The 17,749-nt window shown below is 59.7% G+C and carries 18 protein-coding genes and 1 pseudogene; 15 read left to right on the forward strand and 4 right to left on the reverse strand.

The window, feature by feature from the left end:
- The 3 genes from KVG95_RS26580 to KVG95_RS26590 all read left to right on the forward strand — a co-directional run bounded on the left by KVG95_RS26580 (position 1) and on the right by KVG95_RS26590 (position 3,084).
- Entirely contained in the window at positions 1-768 is a 768-nt protein-coding gene (locus KVG95_RS26580; RefSeq protein ID WP_217858504.1) for an ABC transporter ATP-binding protein, read from the forward strand.
- Between the two features lie 14 nt (positions 769-782).
- Complete coding sequence (locus KVG95_RS26585) at positions 783-2,210, forward strand: FAD/NAD(P)-binding protein (protein ID WP_217858505.1); 1,428 nt, start codon at positions 783-785, stop codon at positions 2,208-2,210.
- Between the two features lie 514 nt (positions 2,211-2,724).
- Positions 2,725-3,084 (forward strand): DUF6124 family protein, encoded by a 360-nt coding sequence (locus KVG95_RS26590; protein WP_217858506.1) that lies wholly within the window; start codon positions 2,725-2,727, stop codon positions 3,082-3,084.
- Positions 3,085-3,428: 344 nt separating this feature from the next.
- On the opposite strand, the gene ppnN is transcribed toward KVG95_RS26590, so the two are convergent.
- Complete coding sequence (gene ppnN / locus KVG95_RS26595) at positions 3,429-4,802, reverse strand: nucleotide 5'-monophosphate nucleosidase PpnN (RefSeq protein ID WP_052966886.1); 1,374 nt, start codon at positions 4,800-4,802, stop codon at positions 3,429-3,431.
- 226 nt (positions 4,803-5,028) lie between these two features.
- Here ppnN and KVG95_RS26600 point away from each other — a divergent pair, with 226 nt between their 5' ends.
- Both KVG95_RS26600 and KVG95_RS26605 read left to right on the forward strand, forming a co-directional pair.
- Positions 5,029-5,556, forward strand: coding sequence for a DUF3087 domain-containing protein (locus KVG95_RS26600; RefSeq protein WP_217858507.1), 528 nt, complete (start codon positions 5,029-5,031; stop codon positions 5,554-5,556).
- 150 nt (positions 5,557-5,706) lie between these two features.
- On the forward strand, positions 5,707-7,284 hold the full coding sequence (locus KVG95_RS26605; RefSeq protein ID WP_217858508.1) for a sensor domain-containing diguanylate cyclase: 1,578 nt from the start codon (positions 5,707-5,709) through the stop codon (positions 7,282-7,284).
- 15 nt (positions 7,285-7,299) lie between these two features.
- Here the strand turns inward: KVG95_RS26605 and KVG95_RS26610 are convergent, their stop codons facing one another.
- Positions 7,300-7,686, reverse strand: coding sequence for a DUF2784 domain-containing protein (locus tag KVG95_RS26610; RefSeq protein WP_123360792.1), 387 nt, complete (start codon positions 7,684-7,686; stop codon positions 7,300-7,302).
- A 60-nt stretch (positions 7,687-7,746) separates the two neighbouring features.
- Entirely contained in the window at positions 7,747-8,622 is an 876-nt protein-coding gene (dapA, locus tag KVG95_RS26615; RefSeq protein ID WP_217858509.1) for a 4-hydroxy-tetrahydrodipicolinate synthase, read from the reverse strand.
- 393 nt (positions 8,623-9,015) lie between these two features.
- Here dapA and KVG95_RS26620 point away from each other — a divergent pair, with 393 nt between their 5' ends.
- From KVG95_RS26620 to KVG95_RS26645, 6 genes and pseudogenes are all read left to right on the forward strand, one after another.
- A complete protein-coding gene (locus tag KVG95_RS26620) occupies positions 9,016-9,714 on the forward strand; it encodes an AzlC family ABC transporter permease (protein WP_032830637.1) in 699 nt (232 codons plus the stop codon).
- Positions 9,714-10,025, forward strand: a complete 312-nt coding sequence (locus KVG95_RS26625) for an AzlD domain-containing protein (protein WP_162830927.1) — start codon at positions 9,714-9,716, stop codon at positions 10,023-10,025. Before KVG95_RS26620 ends, KVG95_RS26625 begins: the two co-directional genes overlap by 1 nt.
- A gap of 67 nt (positions 10,026-10,092) precedes the next feature.
- On the forward strand, positions 10,093-10,251 hold the full coding sequence (locus KVG95_RS26630; protein WP_217858510.1) for a hypothetical protein: 159 nt from the start codon (positions 10,093-10,095) through the stop codon (positions 10,249-10,251).
- Positions 10,252-10,597: 346 nt separating this feature from the next.
- Positions 10,598-11,544 (forward strand): annotated as a pseudogene (locus KVG95_RS26635) (ABC transporter substrate-binding protein).
- Between the two features lie 169 nt (positions 11,545-11,713).
- A complete protein-coding gene (locus tag KVG95_RS26640; protein WP_217858511.1) occupies positions 11,714-12,613 on the forward strand; it encodes a polysaccharide deacetylase family protein in 900 nt (299 codons plus the stop codon).
- Positions 12,614-12,747: 134 nt separating this feature from the next.
- Positions 12,748-12,999: a DUF1652 domain-containing protein gene (locus KVG95_RS26645; RefSeq protein ID WP_217858512.1), complete on the forward strand. Its 252-nt coding sequence runs from the start codon at positions 12,748-12,750 to the stop codon at positions 12,997-12,999.
- On the opposite strand, the gene KVG95_RS26650 is transcribed toward KVG95_RS26645, so the two are convergent.
- Positions 12,996-13,886, reverse strand: coding sequence for a LysR family transcriptional regulator (locus KVG95_RS26650; protein ID WP_217858513.1), 891 nt, complete (start codon positions 13,884-13,886; stop codon positions 12,996-12,998). The genes KVG95_RS26645 and KVG95_RS26650 overlap by 4 nt on opposite strands.
- A gap of 127 nt (positions 13,887-14,013) precedes the next feature.
- Here KVG95_RS26650 and KVG95_RS26655 point away from each other — a divergent pair, with 127 nt between their 5' ends.
- The 4 genes from KVG95_RS26655 (at position 14,014) to KVG95_RS26670 (ending at position 17,600) form a co-directional block, all read left to right on the forward strand.
- The gene (locus KVG95_RS26655; RefSeq protein WP_217858514.1) at positions 14,014-15,162 is read left to right on the forward strand and encodes a muconate cycloisomerase family protein; all 1,149 of its coding nucleotides are present in this window, start codon (positions 14,014-14,016) and stop codon (positions 15,160-15,162) included.
- A gap of 10 nt (positions 15,163-15,172) precedes the next feature.
- Positions 15,173-15,463, forward strand: coding sequence for a muconolactone Delta-isomerase (gene catC, locus KVG95_RS26660; RefSeq protein ID WP_007936026.1), 291 nt, complete (start codon positions 15,173-15,175; stop codon positions 15,461-15,463).
- Positions 15,464-15,518: 55 nt separating this feature from the next.
- On the forward strand, positions 15,519-16,448 hold the full coding sequence (gene catA, locus KVG95_RS26665; RefSeq protein ID WP_217858515.1) for a catechol 1,2-dioxygenase: 930 nt from the start codon (positions 15,519-15,521) through the stop codon (positions 16,446-16,448).
- A gap of 192 nt (positions 16,449-16,640) precedes the next feature.
- The gene (locus tag KVG95_RS26670) at positions 16,641-17,600 is read left to right on the forward strand and encodes an AraC family transcriptional regulator (protein ID WP_302470707.1); all 960 of its coding nucleotides are present in this window, start codon (positions 16,641-16,643) and stop codon (positions 17,598-17,600) included.
- Positions 17,601-17,749: the final 149 nt, after the last annotated feature.

The following is a 17,749-nucleotide window of genomic DNA, read 5'->3' on the forward strand; positions in this document are numbered from 1 at the left end:
ATGAGCCAAGCCGCCAGCGACATTGCCGTCAATGACCTGTTGCAAGTCAAAGACATTGAGGTGATCTACGACGGGGCGATCCTCGCCGTGGCCGGGGTGTCGCTGACGGTGCCCAAGGGCGGCATCGTCGCGTTGCTCGGGGCCAATGGTGCGGGCAAAAGCACCACGCTCAAGGCGATTTCCGGGTTGGTGCGGGCCGAGCGCGCGGAAGTCAGTCGAGGGACGATCGAGTTTCTCGGGCGCGATACCGCAGGGGTTAATCCGAGCGTTCGCGTGCGCCAGGGCATGGTGCATGTACTGGAAGGCCGGCACGTATTCCCACAACTGACGGTGGAGGACAACCTGCGCAGCGGCGGCTTCGTTCGCGGTCTGAGCCGCAAGGACCTGGCGGCGGATCTGGAGCGTATCTACGCCTGGTTTCCACGCCTCAAAACCAAGCGCAAGACCCAGGCCGGGCTGACCTCCGGTGGTGAACAACAAATGGTCGCCATCGGCCGGGCGTTGATGACACGTCCTACTTTGGTATTGCTCGACGAACCTTCCATGGGTTTGGCGCCTATTATCGTCCAGGAGATTTTCGAAATCGTGGCGCAACTCAATCGAGACGAGCAGGTGAGCTTCCTGATTGCCGAGCAAAATATTAACGTGGCACTCAAGTACGCCTCAAAGGCCTACGTCCTCGACACTGGTCGCGTGGTGCTGTCCGGCACCGCCGATGAGTTACTGGCACGGGGCGATCTGCACGACTTCTATTTAGGTAAACACTGATCAATGAGAATGCCATGACTGACACCCCAAGCGGACAGGCGACCGACGCCATCCGCCACGCGGACATCCTGATCATCGGCGGCGGCCTCAGCGGCGCAATGCTGGCGGCGCAGTTGCTGCGCTTGCCGGGCAAGCGTCAGGTGCTGGTGATCGAACCCCGCGCCGAACTCGGCCGGGGTGAAGCGTACAGCGCGGTGGAGTTGGGCCATACGCTCAACGGCAACGCGGCGCGGATGAGCGTCGATCCTGACAACGCTGATGATTTGACCCAATGGCTGACCGAGTACATCGCGGCGGGTGGTTGGCCGGAGTCGGATCAGCAGCATGTGCCGATCAGCGAGCTGTTTGCGCCGCGCGGGCTGTTTGGCGTTTATGTGCAGCAGCGTTTGGCCGAGGCGCAGGCGGTGGGCGCATTGAATGGTTCGAGTGTCGAGCATGTACGGGCCGAGGTGGTCGACCTGCAAACCCGGGACAACGCTGTATTGCTGACCTTGAGTAACGGCCAACGTTTGCAGGGCGCCTATGCGGTGCTGGCCACTGGTATGTTCCCCGCCGCACGCACGCCGCAAACCGAGTCCAGCGGCTTGAACGCAGCGGCGCTCGATCCATGGGATGTGACCGCCATGCGTCAGCTCGACCCACAGTCGACGGTGCTGATCATTGGCTCGGGCCTGACCATGGTCGATGCCGTGGTGTCGCTGGAACAGGCGGGGCATCGCGGGCCGATCGTAGTGTTTTCCCGTCATGGTCTGCTGCCACATGTACGGCGACAGCCTCCGGCCTGGGCGGACTTTTTGGCCGAGGATTACAGCATTCGCACACCGCGTCAGTTGATGCGCGAACTGCGCCGGCATTGCCGCGACGCCATCGCCCAGGGCATTGACTGGCAAGCGCCACTCGACACCGTGCGGGCGCACATCGGGCGGCTGTGGAGTCAGGCGACGGATGTGCAGCGTCGGCAGTTTGTGCGGCATGTGCGGCCGTGGTGGGAAAGCCATCACCATCGCTCGCCGCCGTTGAGTGCCGAGTTGGTGGAACGGTTGCACGGGGAGGGACGGTTGCGGATTCAGGCTGCATCGTTCAAAGGGTTGGAGCCTTCGTTGAACGGGGAGGTCAGCATTCGCATTCGTCGTCGGGGCGAGGCACAGACTTGCGTGGTGCACGGCGCGGCGCTGATCAACTCCAGTGGCATCGAATACGACTGGCGGCGAGTGGCGCGGCCATTGCCGCAGCAGCTATTGGCGCGCGGGCTGGTGCGGCCGGGGCCATTGGCGTTGGGCATTGCGGCGGCGGATGACGGCGCGGTGCTAAGCGCCGATGGGCAGGCCGCCAGCCGTTTGTTCGCCATGGGCCCACCGTTGCGCGGAATGTGGTGGGAGAGCACGGCGGTGACTGATGTGGCGAGTCAGGCCAAGTCTCTTGCGGCGCGATTGGCGGGTTGACAGATAGTTGGAGGGTGTTTTTTCGGGCCTCTTCGCGAGCAAGCCCGCTCCCACATTTGATCTCAGGCGTACACAGATAGTGTGTTCACCGAAGATCCCCTGTGGGAGCGGGCTTGCTCGCGAAGAGGCCGGCCCATCCACCACAAGACCCACAGTCAGACCACTAAACAAGCACTGTTTAAACGACACTTCCAGATACTCACTCAGGCTACACAGCCTTGCGCCGTTGCCTACGACTACGCCAGAATCCGCCGGCTTGTGCGCCTTGAGGCCGGGCTCTATCGTTTGCCTGTCGCTGAAAAACAGCGATCGGGTTTGGTAGCCCGGTTTGACTTGCGTGCATAGCGCACCTGATGCAGAGCCTTTTCGGCTTGCGTTTATGGTGGCCATGCGCAGGGCGCCTTCGGGCGCGCCGGTTCTCCAAGTCACCGGTCTACCAACCTTCGTATGGCCACCACCCCTTCGTTTGGTAGCGAGAGTGATGGCTCCTCTTTTCTGATTTGGAGTTTCATCTATGTTCAAACCAACACCTAACCCGCCGGAAACCGATCCAACATCCCCCTACGAATCCCTCGATTCCAAAAAGCTCAACGAAGCCGCCGACCGCGCCCTCGACCATTACCTCAAGCCGCCCATCCCCAAAGACAACAAGCGCAAACCCAGCACCATTTACCATGTCGGCGCCGAGGTCGATAACGAGACCCTACTGGTCAACGCCTGCGAATCCCTGGCGTCAGCGAGCATGATGCTCAGTGAGTTCGCCGGATTGATGGACATGCCACATCGCAACATGATGTTGGGGATTCAATCGGTGGTCATGCTTGGTGAGTTGGCCGTCAACCGGGTGCTGGATAACCTCGATCCACCTGCCTGACACTGGATCTGAAGTGACTGGGCATCTGTGGCGAGGGAGCTTGCTCCCGCTCGGCTGCGCAGCAGTCGCAAAACGGCATATGCGGTGTGCCAGAAAAAATGCGGTTGCAGAATTTGGGGTCGCTTCGCAACCCAGCGGGAGCAAGCTCCCTCGCCACAATGGACTCCACTGACACAGTCCCCAAAAACAAGAAACCCCGCTTCACGCGGGGCTTCTTGTCAAAGTGTGGGAGCGGGCTTGCTCGCGAAAGCTGCTTAACATTCAACAGAGATGTCGACTGTTACGCCGCCTTCGCGAGCAAGCCCGCTCCCACAGGGGGGATGTTAAAGCTCACATCAATATTGTTACGCCACCACTCGATAACACGGCACATACTCCGCGCCACCCGGCAGTTTCATCCGGTGCTGGGCGACGAAGGCTTTGAGCAGTTTGTCCAGCGGCTGCATGACGGCGGCATCGCCACGGATCTGGTATGGCCCGTGTTCTTCGATCAGGCGGATGCCCTTGTCCTTGACGTTGCCGGCGACGATGCCGGAGAACGCGCGGCGCAGGTTGGCGGCCAGTTCGTGGGATGGCAGGTTGCGGCTCAGTTGCAGGTTGGCCATGTTGGCGTGGGTCGGGTCGAACGGGCGCTGGAAGCCTTCGTCGATTTTCAGCAGCCAGTTGAAATGGAACGCGTCGTTGCGTTCGCGACGGAATTGTTTGACCTCTTTGAGGCCCTGAGTCATCTGTCGCGCCACTTCAACCGGGTCGTCGATGATGATCTCGTAGTGCTGCTGCGCGGCTTCGCCGAGGGTGGCACCGACGAAGGCGTGCAACTGCTCCAGGTACGGTGCGGCGCTTTTCGGCCCGGTGAGGACCACGGGGAAGGGCAGGCTTTCGTTGTCCGGGTGCATCAGGATGCCGAGCAGGTACAGGAATTCTTCGGCCGTGCCCGCGCCGCCCGGGAAAATGATGATGCCGTGGCCGACGCGGACGAACGCTTCCAGGCGTTTCTCGATGTCCGGCAGGATCACCAGTTCGTTGACGATCGGGTTCGGTGCTTCGGCGGCGATGATCCCGGGTTCGGTCAAGCCGAGGTAGCGGCCACCGTGGATGCGCTGTTTGGCGTGGGCGATGGTCGCACCCTTCATCGGGCCTTTCATCACGCCTGGGCCGCAACCGGTGCAGATGTCCAGGCTGCGCAGGCCGAGTTCGTGGCCGACTTTCTTGGTGTATTTGTATTCTTCGGTGTTGATCGAGTGGCCGCCCCAGCACACCACGATTTTCGGTTCGACGCCGGGGCGCAGGGTGCGGGCGTTGCGCAGCAAGTGGAAGACGTAGTCGCTGATGCCCTGGGAGGTGCTCAGGTCGATGCTCAAGGCGTCGAGTTCGTTTTCGGTGTAGACGATGTCGCGCAGGGCGCTGAAGAGCATTTCCCGGGTGCTGGCGATCATTTCGCCATCGACGAAAGCGTCGGCCGGGGCGTTCAGCAGTTCCAGGCGTACGCCACGGTCTTGCTGGTGAATGCGGATTTCGAAGTCTTTGTAGGCTTCCAGGATGGTCTTGGCGTTATCGACGTGGGCGCCGGTATTGAGGATGGCCAGGGCGCACTGGCGGAAAAGGGTGTAGGTGAGGCCGGTTCCGGCTTCGCTCAGTTGCTGTACTTCACGTTGGGACAGTGTTTCCAGGCTGCCTTTAGGGCTGACCGAGGCGTTGATTACATGTCGTTGGGTCATTCAATGATCCTTAAAACGATGTCACCCGCCGGCAGGCGCATGGCATCCGAATAGTGTGTATCCATGGAGAAGATGGCACGAACTGCGCTGTATCGCCATGTTCCCCGTTTGACGATGGAAAGATGAAAAGGAGCCCCAGCATAGCTAAATCCTTCGGGGAGGCGATAATGCCCCGCAGTCTTTTTGCCACAGAGCCTTTCCCATTGATGCAAGGAACCCCGTCGCGATGTTCGAAATCCAGCCAATGAATGCCGAAACCTATCGACGCCAGACGCGACGCAGCACGGTGATCATCGCCCTGATATTCCTGGCGCTGGCGATGGTGCTGTCCACGGCGGCGGTGGCGCTGTTCGGTGAGCCCGGCGGCGACAATCTGCGTTTTAACGTGGGCGGCGTGTTTGCTGCATTGTTGCTGATGGCGGCGCTGATGCGCGGCAAGTTCTGGACCCAGGAATGGATGGCGCCAGCGGTCTACGGTTGGCAGCTCAAACGCAGCCTGATGAGCATCACCAACGTCATGCACCAAGTGACGGCGGCAGTGGAGAAGGGCGATCCGAGCGCCATGAAGCTGCTGCGTTTTTATCATCTGGGACTGAGCCAGATGCACCAGTTGGACGGCAATTCCAGCGACCATAGCCAGCTGGCCCGTGAGATGGATCAGCACAAGGCGCGGATGGAAGCGCTGGGCATCGAGACCGAACAGACGCAATTGAATCCGGCCTGGCTTGAGGCGGTGAAGCAGACGCGGATGTAGCCTTACGATCGTTGACGATGAGCATTTTCGTGCAAATCACCTATCGTATTCGTTGATGAGTCATAGTGGTCCGAGCGCCAGCCACGGCCGGCTGGCGCTAAAAGGGCGAACGGGAAAATTCGCCATGTCATAAGGGATTAAGGGAGCGTCATGGGGCATCCGTCCGTCAAAGATCGTATTGAAGGCACCCGGCTCGCCACGCCTTGGGTGCCTGGGCAGGTTGAGTCGAAACTCAAGGTTCGATACGCAGTCTTCCTGCTCGTTGCGGTGTGCCTGTCCATGACGGCCATTGCGATCGGGGAAGGCTGGAACGCGCGTCAGTATCATTTGCGCGACAGTGAAGTGGCGATGTCCAACCTGGCGCAAACCCTGGCCTCGCAGGCGCAGGCCTCGATCAAGCAGGCCGACACGCTGCTGTTTGCCGTGGTGGACCGTCTCGAAAACGACGGCATGGAACCGGCGAAAATTCCCAGACTGCAACGTTTGCTCCAGGCCCAGCGCGGTGAACTGGCGCAGATCCATGGGCTGTTCGTTTTCGACGAAGAAGGACGCTGGCTCGCCGACTCCAATAACGCTGTGCGGGCCAATACCAATAACTCCGATCGTGAATATTTCATCTACCACCGTGATCACCCCGAGCGCGGCCCTCATATCGGTCCATCGATAAGAAGTCGTTCGACCGGTGAGTGGGTCATGACCGTGTCACGAAGGATCAATCACGCCGATGGGCGGTTTGCCGGTGTGGTGGCGGCTTCGATCTATCTCAACCATTTTCTGGACCTGTACAACAGCATCGACATGGGCAGTAACGGGGTGGTCAATCTGATCACCGACGACGCCCGCATCGTCGTTCGCCGCCCGTTCAACGAAGCCGAAATCGGTACCAGCGTGGCGCAGGGGCCGCTGTTTACCCAATTGTTGCCCAAGGGCGACTCGGGTACGGCGATCGTCAAATCCTACGTGGATGGGGTGGAGCGGGTGGTGGGATTTCGACGGGTAGAAGGTTATCCGCTTGTGGTATTTGTCGCGCTCGAAAAGGAAGAAGTCCTGGCCAGTTGGCGGCAGGAGTCGATACTCAGTGCGGGCATCGTGTCATTACTGCTGGGGTTTCTGGGCGTTCTCGGCTATCGCCTGATCCGCATCATGAAGCAGCAGAATCATATTCAGAACGAATTGCTGGAGGCTCAGGAAAAACTCATTGAGGTCAACCACAGCCTTAAATTGCTGGCTCTGGAGGATGCACTGACCGGGCTCTCCAACCGGCGGCAATTCGATTTGTTCATCCTGGCGGAAATGGGCCGCGCCAGACGTACCCACACCAGCCTTGCGTTGTTGATGATCGATGTCGATCACTTCAAGAGTTTCAATGATCACTATGGGCATCTGGCGGGCGATGAGTGTTTGCGCAAGATCAGCACCATCATCACCGACAACATCCAGCGCCCCGGCGATCTTGCTGCCCGCTTCGGTGGCGAGGAGTTTACGGTGGTGCTGCCCGGCACCGATTATGTGGGGGCGTTTCTGGTGGCGGAAAAGATCCGTCGCGCGGTTCAGCAAACGGACATCAAGCATAGCGGCAGCCCCGAAGGCCTGGTCACGGTCAGTATTGGGGTTTGTGCCTACAACCAGACGGCGCAGAGCCAGCCCGAAGACTTGATCGGCGCAGCAGACAAGGCGCTGTATGTGGCCAAGGCTAGTGGCCGGAACATGAGCGTCATTGCCAACTGAACTCAGCCAGACCGGTTACTGCCCTGAACGAGTCGGGTGCCGCAATCTCCATAAGCGGATCAGCCGCAGGTAGATCAGCACGTTGATCGCCAGCACCACGCTGCCCAGCCCCAGCTGAATCGTGGGTGTCAGCCCGGCCGGATAAATAATCGGCCACACGTAATGTTCGATAAAACCGCCGCCGTAGCCGGTTTGGCCGGCCGCATGGCGCATGAGGTTTTCCCAATCGGTCAGTGGGCACGTCAGGTGGAAAACTTCCACGATCACGCCCCACGCGGCGGCGGGCAGGTGCCACCAGGCCAGGTGGTGCCATTTGAGCACCAGCAGCCCGCCGAACAGCACGAACAGAATGAACAGCAAGTGAGACAGCACCAGCCCGTCGGCGGCGATTCGGTAAAGCATGTCGATTCCCTGAGGCGTTATGTGAATCGCTCCATGGTACTCGGGCTGGGTGCGTGTGCTCTATCGATTGCTGTTTTCAAGCACTGCCAATACTTCTTTCAAGCGCACCGCCGTGGCTTCGCTGCTGCATTGCATCGGCGCGCGCAGCTCGTCGTGGATCAACCCCTCAAGGGCCAGGGCGGTTTTCACCGGGGCAGGATTGGGCTCGATGAACAGGCTATGAATCATTGGCAGCAACTGGAAGAAGGTCGTTCGGCCGGCCGCTAACTGGTTGTCGCGGATTTGTTGATACAGCGTCACGAACAGCTCGGGATGAACATGGGCCGAGGCGGCAATCGCGCCTTTGGCTCCCAGACACAAAGCGCCGAAGATTTGGTTGTCTTCACCGCACAGCACGTCGACTTTGCCGCTGGCGAGCAGCGCAAGAGTGGTGGCGGGATTGCCGCCGCAGTCCTTGATCGCGACGATCCGCTCATGGGCGACGATCCGGAGCAAGGTTGCCTGCTCGAAGGCTATGCCGGTGCGATAGGGAATGTCGTAGAGAATGACCGGGATGCTGGACGCATCGGCGACGGTCTTGAAAAAGGCTTCAAGGCCGGCCTGGGACGGGCGGATGTAGTACGGCGGCGGAACCAGCAAACCCGCCAGAGAACGGTTCAGGATTTCGCTTTGAAATGTCAGCAATTCGGCAAGGTTGTTGCCGGCCAGGCCCATGACCACACGTTCTGGCGGAACCAGTTCCAGCACCGCATCGAGCACCGCCAGCTGCTCATGTTTGCCCAGCGCCGCGGCTTCCCCGGTGGTGCCGCAGACCACAATGCCATCGACGCCTTTTTCCAGCAGGTGACTGACCAGCCGCCGCAACCCGTCGAAGTCGATCGCGCCATGGTGAAACGGCGTAACGATGGGAACCCAGATACCTTGAAACGATGACATGCACTTTCTCCTGAAGGTTGACCGATTTCGTCACCGTCAGAAGCGTAGAAGGAAGTCAGCAAGAAGGAGGGAGTTTCCGCCGCGCTCAATGTCCTGTCAGCTCATCTGACGGGACAGCGCGCCCCGGTCACATGAGCGACTGTTTCTTGGATTTAAGGGCGTGCGCAACGCAACCTTGCGCCTTGGCATTCAAGCCAATGACGACAGTGTTGAGGTTGAAGGTTGCGGACATGGTTGCTTACACCCTGAATGAGGTGCTCAGTTTTAAAAGTCGGCGCGATGTTTGTCAATCTCGAAAATCAGCACCGGTCGCGTGCAAGTGCGCAAGATTGTTCAAGCCATCCGCCACGACTGCTGGCACAGTCTGAGGTCTTTCCCTGGTTGTAGAGCGTTATGTCCAACTCACTCATGCCGCGCAGTGCATTCCTTCGCGGTGCCGCGGCCATCATGCCGTTGTCCCTGGCGACCGCGCCTTGGGGGCTGCTGGCCGGTTCCATGGCCATCGAGGCCAATCTCACACCGCTGCAAGGCCAGGGGCTGTCGAGCATCGTGTTTGCCGGCGCGGCTCAATTGGTCGCCATCGGCATGCTCAAGGGCGGCGCCGGGGTCTTTTCGATTCTGCTGACCACGTTGTTGCTGACTTCCCAGCATTTGCTTTACGGGATGAGCATGCGTTCGGTGATTTCCCCGTTGCCGGGCCGCTGGCGTGTGGGGCTGGGCTTTTTGCTCACCGACGAGTTATTCGCCCTGACCAGTCAGCATGACAAACAGCAGTTCAATCGCTGGTATGCCTTGGGCGTGGGCCTGACGTTTTACATCGCCTGGAATCTCTTCACTCTGGCGGGCATTGTGCTGGGCAGCAGCATTCCGGGTCTTGAACACCTGGGGCTGGACTTCTCTATCGCGGCGACCTTTATCGCCTTGATCACACCCGTGGTGCGCAACGTTCCGACGGTGGTCTGCGTGGCGGTCTCACTGTTCTGTTCGGTGCTGTTCAGCTATTGGCAATGGGGCTCGGCCTTGGTGCTGTCGGGGTTGGCGGGCATGACCGCAGGCTTTATCTGCAACAAACTCTATGTGGGGCGCACATGATGGTCTGGGCTGTAATTATCGGGATGGGCCTGCTGGTGTTCCTGAACCGCTACGTATTTCTTGAGCCTCGACTGCCGGTGCGCTTGAGCAGCAATGCCCGGCAATTCCTCGGTTTCGCGGTCCCGGGCATGCTTACAGCAATCTGCGGACCGATCGTGTTCATGCCCGACAAGCAGCTGAACCTGCAGTGGGACAACCCCTATCTGATCAGTTCGCTGGTGGCCGTGGGTCTGGTGCTTTACACCCGCAACACCTTGCTCAGCATGTTGTTGAGCATGGGGTTCTTCTTTTTGCTGCGATGGTGGCTCTGAGTCGTCTTATCCGAAACTGTTCTACGCTTAAAAAAGATGACTGATCTTTTGAGGAAGGGAGGTGGACATGGCCACTGAACCAACGCGTCCGGACCCGGATGAGGACACCGATGAACCGACGGAGGAGGAACTCGAGCGCCAGAGACGTTCGAGGCCGGACTGGAAGCATCCTGACGACGGTAAAGAACTGTCGGACCGCGACCAGGAGCGCCCGTTGAAACCCTGACAGATCTGCACATGCCAAAGCCCCGCCATAGATAGTGGGGCTTTTTAATTTCCGATGCCTGAAATGCAATCACCTGTGGGAGCGGGCTTGCTCGCGAATACGGTGTGTCATTCAGCATTGATTTTGACTGTCACACCGCTTTCGCGAGCAAGCCCGCTCCCACAGGGAAGAGGAGGCAATCCCCCCGCCGCGCTCATCGGGATGTACCGGGAAATGCAGTTTGTTGAGCCACTGTTGCTGGGTAAGCACTCACTGTTCCCGGTCATGAGCTTATGCATAAATAGAATTTAAAATTGCACCTGTAAGAGCGTTATGGTCTATAAAAATAACCCTCCAGGAGCCCCGGATGAACCTGTCCCGATACCTGCGCGGTCTGTTGACCAGCGCCCTGTTTGCCGCGCCTTTGACCTACGCTGCCGATCCTGTGGTGTTGCACATCGGCGATCAGAATTACTACAACATTCGCGCCTCGGTGGAAGCGTCGGTGTGTTGGAAGGGGCGCCCTATACCGTCGACTGGAAGCACTTTCAGGCCGCTGCGCCGCTGGCCGAAGCGCTGAACACCGGCGCATTGGACCTGGGTTTTCTCGGTGATTCAGGTTTTCTGTTTCTGGCCGCCAAACAGGCGCCAGTGAAGCTGATCGGTGTGTCGCGGCAGAACCCGGACACCATCGCCTTGCTGGTGCCCAAGGACTCGCCGGTCAAAACCATCGCCGACCTCAAGGGCAAGAAAGTCGCTTACTGGCCCGGCGCCTGGAGCCAGCAGTTGACCCTGCGCGCCTTGGAACAAGCCGATTTGCCGGATAACTACGTCGACTTCATCAAACTGATGCCGATTGACGCCGCCGCCGCGTTACCCCAAGGCAGCATCGATGCGTTTCCGGTCTGGGAACCCTACATTTCCCAGCAGATTCTGTTCTCCGGCGCCCGGCCGATTCTCACCGCCAAAAACCTGATGCCCGGCCTGAGCGCCATCGCCGCTTCGACGCCTTCGATCGACAGCAAGCGCGAAGCCATTGCCGACTTCCTGGGGCGCCTGAAAAAGGCCCGGGCCTGGGTCGACACCCACTCCGACGAGTACGCCGATCTCTGGGCGAAAAAGGCCAACCTTGATCAGAACGTGTCACGTCATTGGTTGCGCCAGGCGCACATGACCGTTGGCCCGGTGGATCAACAAGCCGCGGCGGATCTGCAAAGCACTGCGGACTTCCTGTTCAAGGTCAAGGCATTGCCGGCCGCCTTGGCGACGGCACCGATTATCGACAGCTCGTTCCAGCAGGCGCTGACGCAATAACCGAAAATCGAAGGCATAACGCGAGTCCGGGAGCGGGCGCTGGAACCAAACACTGTGTACCCTTATCCAACCTCGGCTTGCAGCGATCTGCAGGCCGGTCGAGGGATGAATGGGCGAGGGGTTTTTGCCATTAAACGTGATGACCGCAAGGTCTGGTCCAAGGCAAAACATGAAGCAGCTAGTCAAGGTTCTCTCCGCGTTCGCCATCGCAGTCGGCTTGTTTGGCTGCATCGCCGCGCCCATTGAAATGACGCCGCAGACGCAACAGGGTCTGCGCACGCAAGCGCCGATCCGCTTTCTGCTGACCTTCGACGACGGACCCAGCGCGTCCGGTTTTTACAACCCGACCGTCACCGTGCTCGACAGCCTCGCGCGCAATCCGCTGCAGCCCGACATTAAAGCCGTATTCTTCGTGCAGACCCGTGACTCACGCGCCGGCGGCAGTGAAGCGGGTCGACAGATCATGCGTCGCGAGCATGCCGAAGGTCACCTGCTGGGTTTCCACACCGCCACGCGCCGGCACACCAACCATCGTTCACTGGACCCGGAAGAACTGGAGCAGTCGCTCACTGATGGCGGCGCAGACATCGCCGCGATCACTAGCGCTGCGCCGACCCTGGTCCGTCCGCCGTTCTGGAACTACGACAAGCGCACCTTTGCGGCCTATCAACAGCATGGCATGCACGTATTGCTGACCGACCTGAGCGCCAATGACGGCAAGATCTGGGGCTTCAACGCCAGCCCCCGTCGGCGGGCCAATATGCTGCGGCAACTGTCCGAAGTCCGCGAGCGCATCGCCCTCGGCGAGTTGCCGACGGTGGACGGGGTGATTCCGGTAGTAGTGACCTTTCATGATCTCAATCGTTACACCGCCCGGCATACCCGGGAATACCTGCAAATTCTCCTCGACAGTGCCAGTGCCACAGGCCTGGTCACGGCGCAGAAAGCGTTTTACGACGACACGGCAGCACTGCAGCGGGCGGCCATGGCGCGTACTGTCCGTGACAGTTCTGAGGCGGTTGAGCTACCAGGGATCTGGAACTGGTTGTGGGACGGGGATGCTCACTGAGGGATGTCGGGACGATTAACTGTTCAAAGTGAGAAGTAGCTAACACTAATTGTTAGCGTTCGCTGGCGCGGGTTTATTGAAGTTGATCTACGCTGAGTGGATCCAATCGGAAAACCGTCCCGAGGGCGCTCGCCATGGTTCCAGTTCCCCAGCTTTGCAGCATTGTGGAGTCCGGTTTCAAACCGCTGTCCTGCGAATGCACCGTGAATCGCGATGAAACGTTGCGGATCAAGGTCTTCGATCGCACCACCGGGCGGATTGAGCTGTTGATCACCGGCGTGTCGCCAGACGAGTTGACCAGTGTCCGCGATATTTCCAACCTGATCGGCGAACTTCGCACGGAAATGCGCGCCGGGCGCCGAGCCTTCGCTGGTGTAATGGCCTAGGGGCTGTCGCGCGGCAGCAGTTCATCGATCATCTGCAAACAATGATTCAACCCCGGCGATACATCGCCCACGCGCCTGCTGAGGATGATCGGCGAGGTGGCGTTGTCTTCCAGCACCGGGGTGAAGCCAATGTCGTCGCGGTGCAGCAACTGCACTGAGGCTGGTACCAGCGTTACCCCGATTCCCGCCCCCACCAGACCGATTGCTGTTTGCAGCTCGTTGGTCCATTGCGCCACGTTGATGTGTACGCCATAGGATTCGAATAACGCGATCACATGATCGGCGTAACTGGGGCGCGGGTTGCCGGGGTAGAGCACGAAGGGTTCTTTTGCCAGTTCACGAAGGCTGATCGGCCCGGCCAGTAATGGATGGCCGGCGGGGAGGGCGGCGACCAGCCGGTCTTCAGTCAAAACAGTCTGGATGATCGCCGGGTCGTCGATGCGGATTCGCCCGAAACCAATGTCGATGCGCCCGGCCTTGAGCGCCTGCACCTGTTGCAACGTGGTCATTTCCGAGAGCCCCAACTCAAGCGCCAGCGGCTCACCGCTGCGCAGTCGGCGGATCAGTTCCGGCAGCACGCCATAGAGGGTCGATGGCGCAAAGCCGATGCCCAGCCAGGTCTTTTCACCCAAACCAATCCGTCGTGTGTTGTCGCAAACCTTGCCCAACTGTTCGAGCAGGGCGGTGGAATGTTCATGGAAAAACCGTCCGGCGTCGGTCAGCTTCAGCGGTCGGCCGCGCTCCAGCAGAAGCACCCCGAGTTCGTCTTCCAGCTGCTGAATCTGCCGGCTCAGCGGTGGTTGGGCGATGTGCAGCAGTTCGGCGGCTCGGGTGAAGTTGAGGGTTTGAGCCAACACCTGAAAATACCGCAGGTGACGCAGTTCCATGAGGCCTCCGGACGTTGATCTGTTGAATACCTTTAAGGTATCGAGCCAGACCAATTCTATATTGGCCTCCCGGAAAAAGCCGTACGAGAATCCGTTCCAGAACTTTAAGAACCTGACGGGTATCGACATGCGTGCAACTGCCATTGAATCGATCGAGACGATCATCGTCGATCTGCCGACCATTCGCCCGCACAAGCTGGCGATGCACACCATGCAGAACCAGACCCTGGTGATCATTCGTGTGCGCTGTGCCGACGGCATTGAAGGTGTCGGTGAGTCGACCACCATTGGCGGTCTGGCCTATGGCAACGAAAGCCCGGACAGCATCAAGACCAACATCGATAAACACTTCACGCCATTGCTGCTTGGCCAGGACAGCGGCAATGTGAATGCCGCGATGTTGCGCCTGGAGCGCAGCATTCGTGGCAACACCTTCGCCAAATCGGGTATCGAAAGCGCCTTGCTCGACGCCCAGGGCAAGCGCCTGGGCCTGCCGGTCAGCGAACTGCTGGGCGGCCGCGTTCGCGATGCGCTGCCGGTGGCCTGGACCCTGGCCAGCGGCGACACCGCCAAGGACATCGCCGAAGCAGAACAAATGCTCGACCTTCGCCGGCATCGGATCTTCAAGCTGAAAATCGGCGCAGGGGAGGTCAACCGCGACCTGGCCCACGTCATTGCGATCAAAAAGGCGCTGGGCGATCGCGCCAGCGTGCGGGTCGATGTCAATCAGGCCTGGGATGAAGCGGTCGCGTTGCGCGCCTGCCGGATTCTCGGCAGCAACGGCATCGACCTGATCGAACAACCGATCTCGCGCAATAACCGCGCCGGCATGGTGCGCCTGAATACCGTGAGCCCGGCGCCGATCATGGCCGATGAATCCATCGAATGCGTAGAGGATGCCTTCAACCTGGCCCGCGAGGGTGCTGCTTCTGTGTTCGCCCTGAAAATCGCCAAGAACGGCGGCCCGCGCGCCGTGCTGCGAACCGCCGCGATTGCCGAGGCGGCCGGTATCGGCCTTTACGGCGGCACCATGCTCGAAGGCGGTATCGGCACGCTGGCCTCGGCCCATGCCTTTGTCACGCTGAACACACTGGGCTGGGACACGGAGCTGTTCGGCCCGCTGCTGCTCACCGAAGACATCCTCAGTGAGCCGTTGGTCTACCGCGATTTCCAACTGCACGTCCCGCAAACACCGGGGCTGGGCCTGAGCCTGGATGAGGAACGCCTGGCGTTTTTCCGTAGGGACAAGACATCCATTGCCGTTCATCAAGCCTGAGGAGGGCATCATGCTGTTTCACGTAAAAATGACGGTGAATTTACCGGTCGACATGAACCCGGAACGCGCCGCTCAGCTCAAGGCCGACGAAAAAGCCCTGGCCCAGCGCCTGCAAGAGCAAGGCAAGTGGCGTCATCTGTGGCGCATCGCCGGGCTCTATGCCAATTACAGCGTGTTCGATGTCGACAGCGTTCAGGAACTGCACGACTTGCTGATGCAATTGCCGCTGTACCCGTACATGGCCATCGAGGTCAACGCGCTGTGCCGGCATCCTTCTTCCATTCGCGAGGATGACCGCTGAACCCAGCCTGTTCAGTTCGCTACGCTAATAATTACAAGATGAGGAACCCACCAAAATGAACGTCAAGATTTCCCACACTGCCAGTGCCCAGAAGTTTCTCGAAGACGCCAGCGGTCTGCATAACGAAGCCGGCGATCCGCGGGTCAAAGCGCTGGTTTACCGGATCCTGCGCGATTCGGTGAACATCATCGAAGACCTGGCCGTGACCCCGGAAGAGTTCTGGAAAGCCGTCAACTACCTCAACGTGCTGGGTGCGCGTCAAGAGGCCGGGTTGGTGGTGGCCGGGCTCGGTCTGGAGCATTACCTCGACCTGCTGATGGATGCCGAAGATGAGCAGGCCGGCAAGGCCGGCGGCACACCGCGGACCATCGAAGGGCCGCTGTATGTGGCGGGGGCGCCACTATCGGAAGGCGAAGCGCGGCTGGATGACGGCGTCGATCCGGGTGTGGTGCTGTTCATGCAGGGCCAGGTCAAGAATACCGCCGGCGAACCGTTGGCCGGCGCGGTGGTGGATGTCTGGCACGCCAATACCGGCGGTACTTATTCGTACTTCGATACCACTCAATCGGAATTCAACCTGCGTCGTCGTATCGTCACCGATGCCGAGGGCCGGTACCGTTTTCGCAGCATCGTGCCGTCGGGCTACGGTTGCCCGCCGGACGGTCCGACCCAGCAATTGCTCGATCAACTGGGCCGTCATGGTCAGCGGCCGGCGCACATCCACTTCTTCATTTCGGCAGCGGATCATCGTCACCTGACCACCCAGATCAACCTCGATGGCGATCAGTACCTGCATGACGATTTCGCCTATGCCACCCGTGATGAGCTGATTGCCAAAATCACCTTCAGCGATGATCCGCAGCGTGCGGCGGCCCATGGCGTGAGCGGTCGTTTTGCCGAAATCGATTTTGACTTCACGCTGCAGTCGTCTGCCCAGCCTGAGGAGCAGCAACGCCACGAACGGGTTCGCGCGCTCGAGGACTGATCCCCTCGACCCGCCGAACCTTTGTGGGAGCGAGCCTGCTCGTGAAAGCGGAGTGTCAGTCAATGTTGATGTTGAAGCTGATGACCCTTTCGCGAGCAGGCCCGCTCCCACAGGTCGGTCAACTGACACATCGATGCGAGCACTGCTCTAGAATCGCCCGACGCACCCTATAACAACAATGAGAGCGAACCGATGATGCAAGCGCAATTGTTGAGTCATCGCAGCAGAGTCTTCGACCATGCCGACCCCTACGCGGTGTCGGGCTACGTCAATCAGCATGTCGGCAATCATTGCCTCCAGATGCCCAAGGCCGGCCGACCGCTGGCCAGCCTCGATCATCGCAAATTTGCCAGCCTCGACCTGTGCCGCATCAGTTACGGCGCCAGCGTGCGGGTCACGTCCGGTGCGCTGGACAGCATCTATCACTTGCAAGTATTGCTGCGTGGCAACTGCCTGTGGCGTGGGCATGGTCAGGAACACTACTTCGCGCCTGGCGAGTTACTGCTGATCAACCCCGATGATCCGGTGGATCTGACCTATTCGAGTGATTGCGAAAAATTCATCCTGAAAGTCCCCACGCGGATGCTGGAGTCGGTGTGCGAAGAGCAGCGCTGGCGGTATCCGGGGCAGGGCATACGGTTTCTGGAGAACCGTTATCAGCTCAATGAGCTGGAAGGTTTCGTCGGTCTGCTGGCGATGATTTGCCAGGAAGCCGAGGCCACCGAACAGATTCCCCGGGTGCAGGAGCACTATGCGCAAATCGTTGTCAGCAAGATGCTTGGCCTGATGAAGACCAACGTCATGCGCACTGATCCCGGCTCACCCTCGGCCACGTTCGAGGCGCTGGTCGATTACATCGCGTGCAACCTCAAGCAGGACATCGACAGCGAAGAACTGGCACGCCAGGCGCGAATGAGCCTGCGTTCGCTGTACGGGTTATTCGAACGCAACGCGGGGGACACGCCGAAAAACTACATTCGGCAGAAAAAGCTCGAACGCATCCACGCCAACCTGAGCGACCCGACCTGCAACGTGCGCAACGTCACGGAAGTGGCCATGGATTACGGCTTTCTGCACCTGGGCCGGTTCTCCGACAGCTACCGCAAACAGTTCGGCGAGTTGCCATCGGACACCCTCAAACGCCGCCATTGACCTCGCAAACGCCACCCACCGTTTGATCGTTCCCACACAGAGCGTGGGAAACGATCAGGCATCAGCACTAACGGATTGCAGTAAACGGATACAGGTCTGCACCCCGCGGATAGTGCGCCCCATCCCCTCGTCCTAGCATGGCCCTGCCT

Origin of the sequence: Pseudomonas farris (assembly GCF_019145235.1) — a bacterium.
GTDB classification, from domain to species: Bacteria; Pseudomonadota; Gammaproteobacteria; order Pseudomonadales; family Pseudomonadaceae; genus Aquipseudomonas; species Aquipseudomonas farris.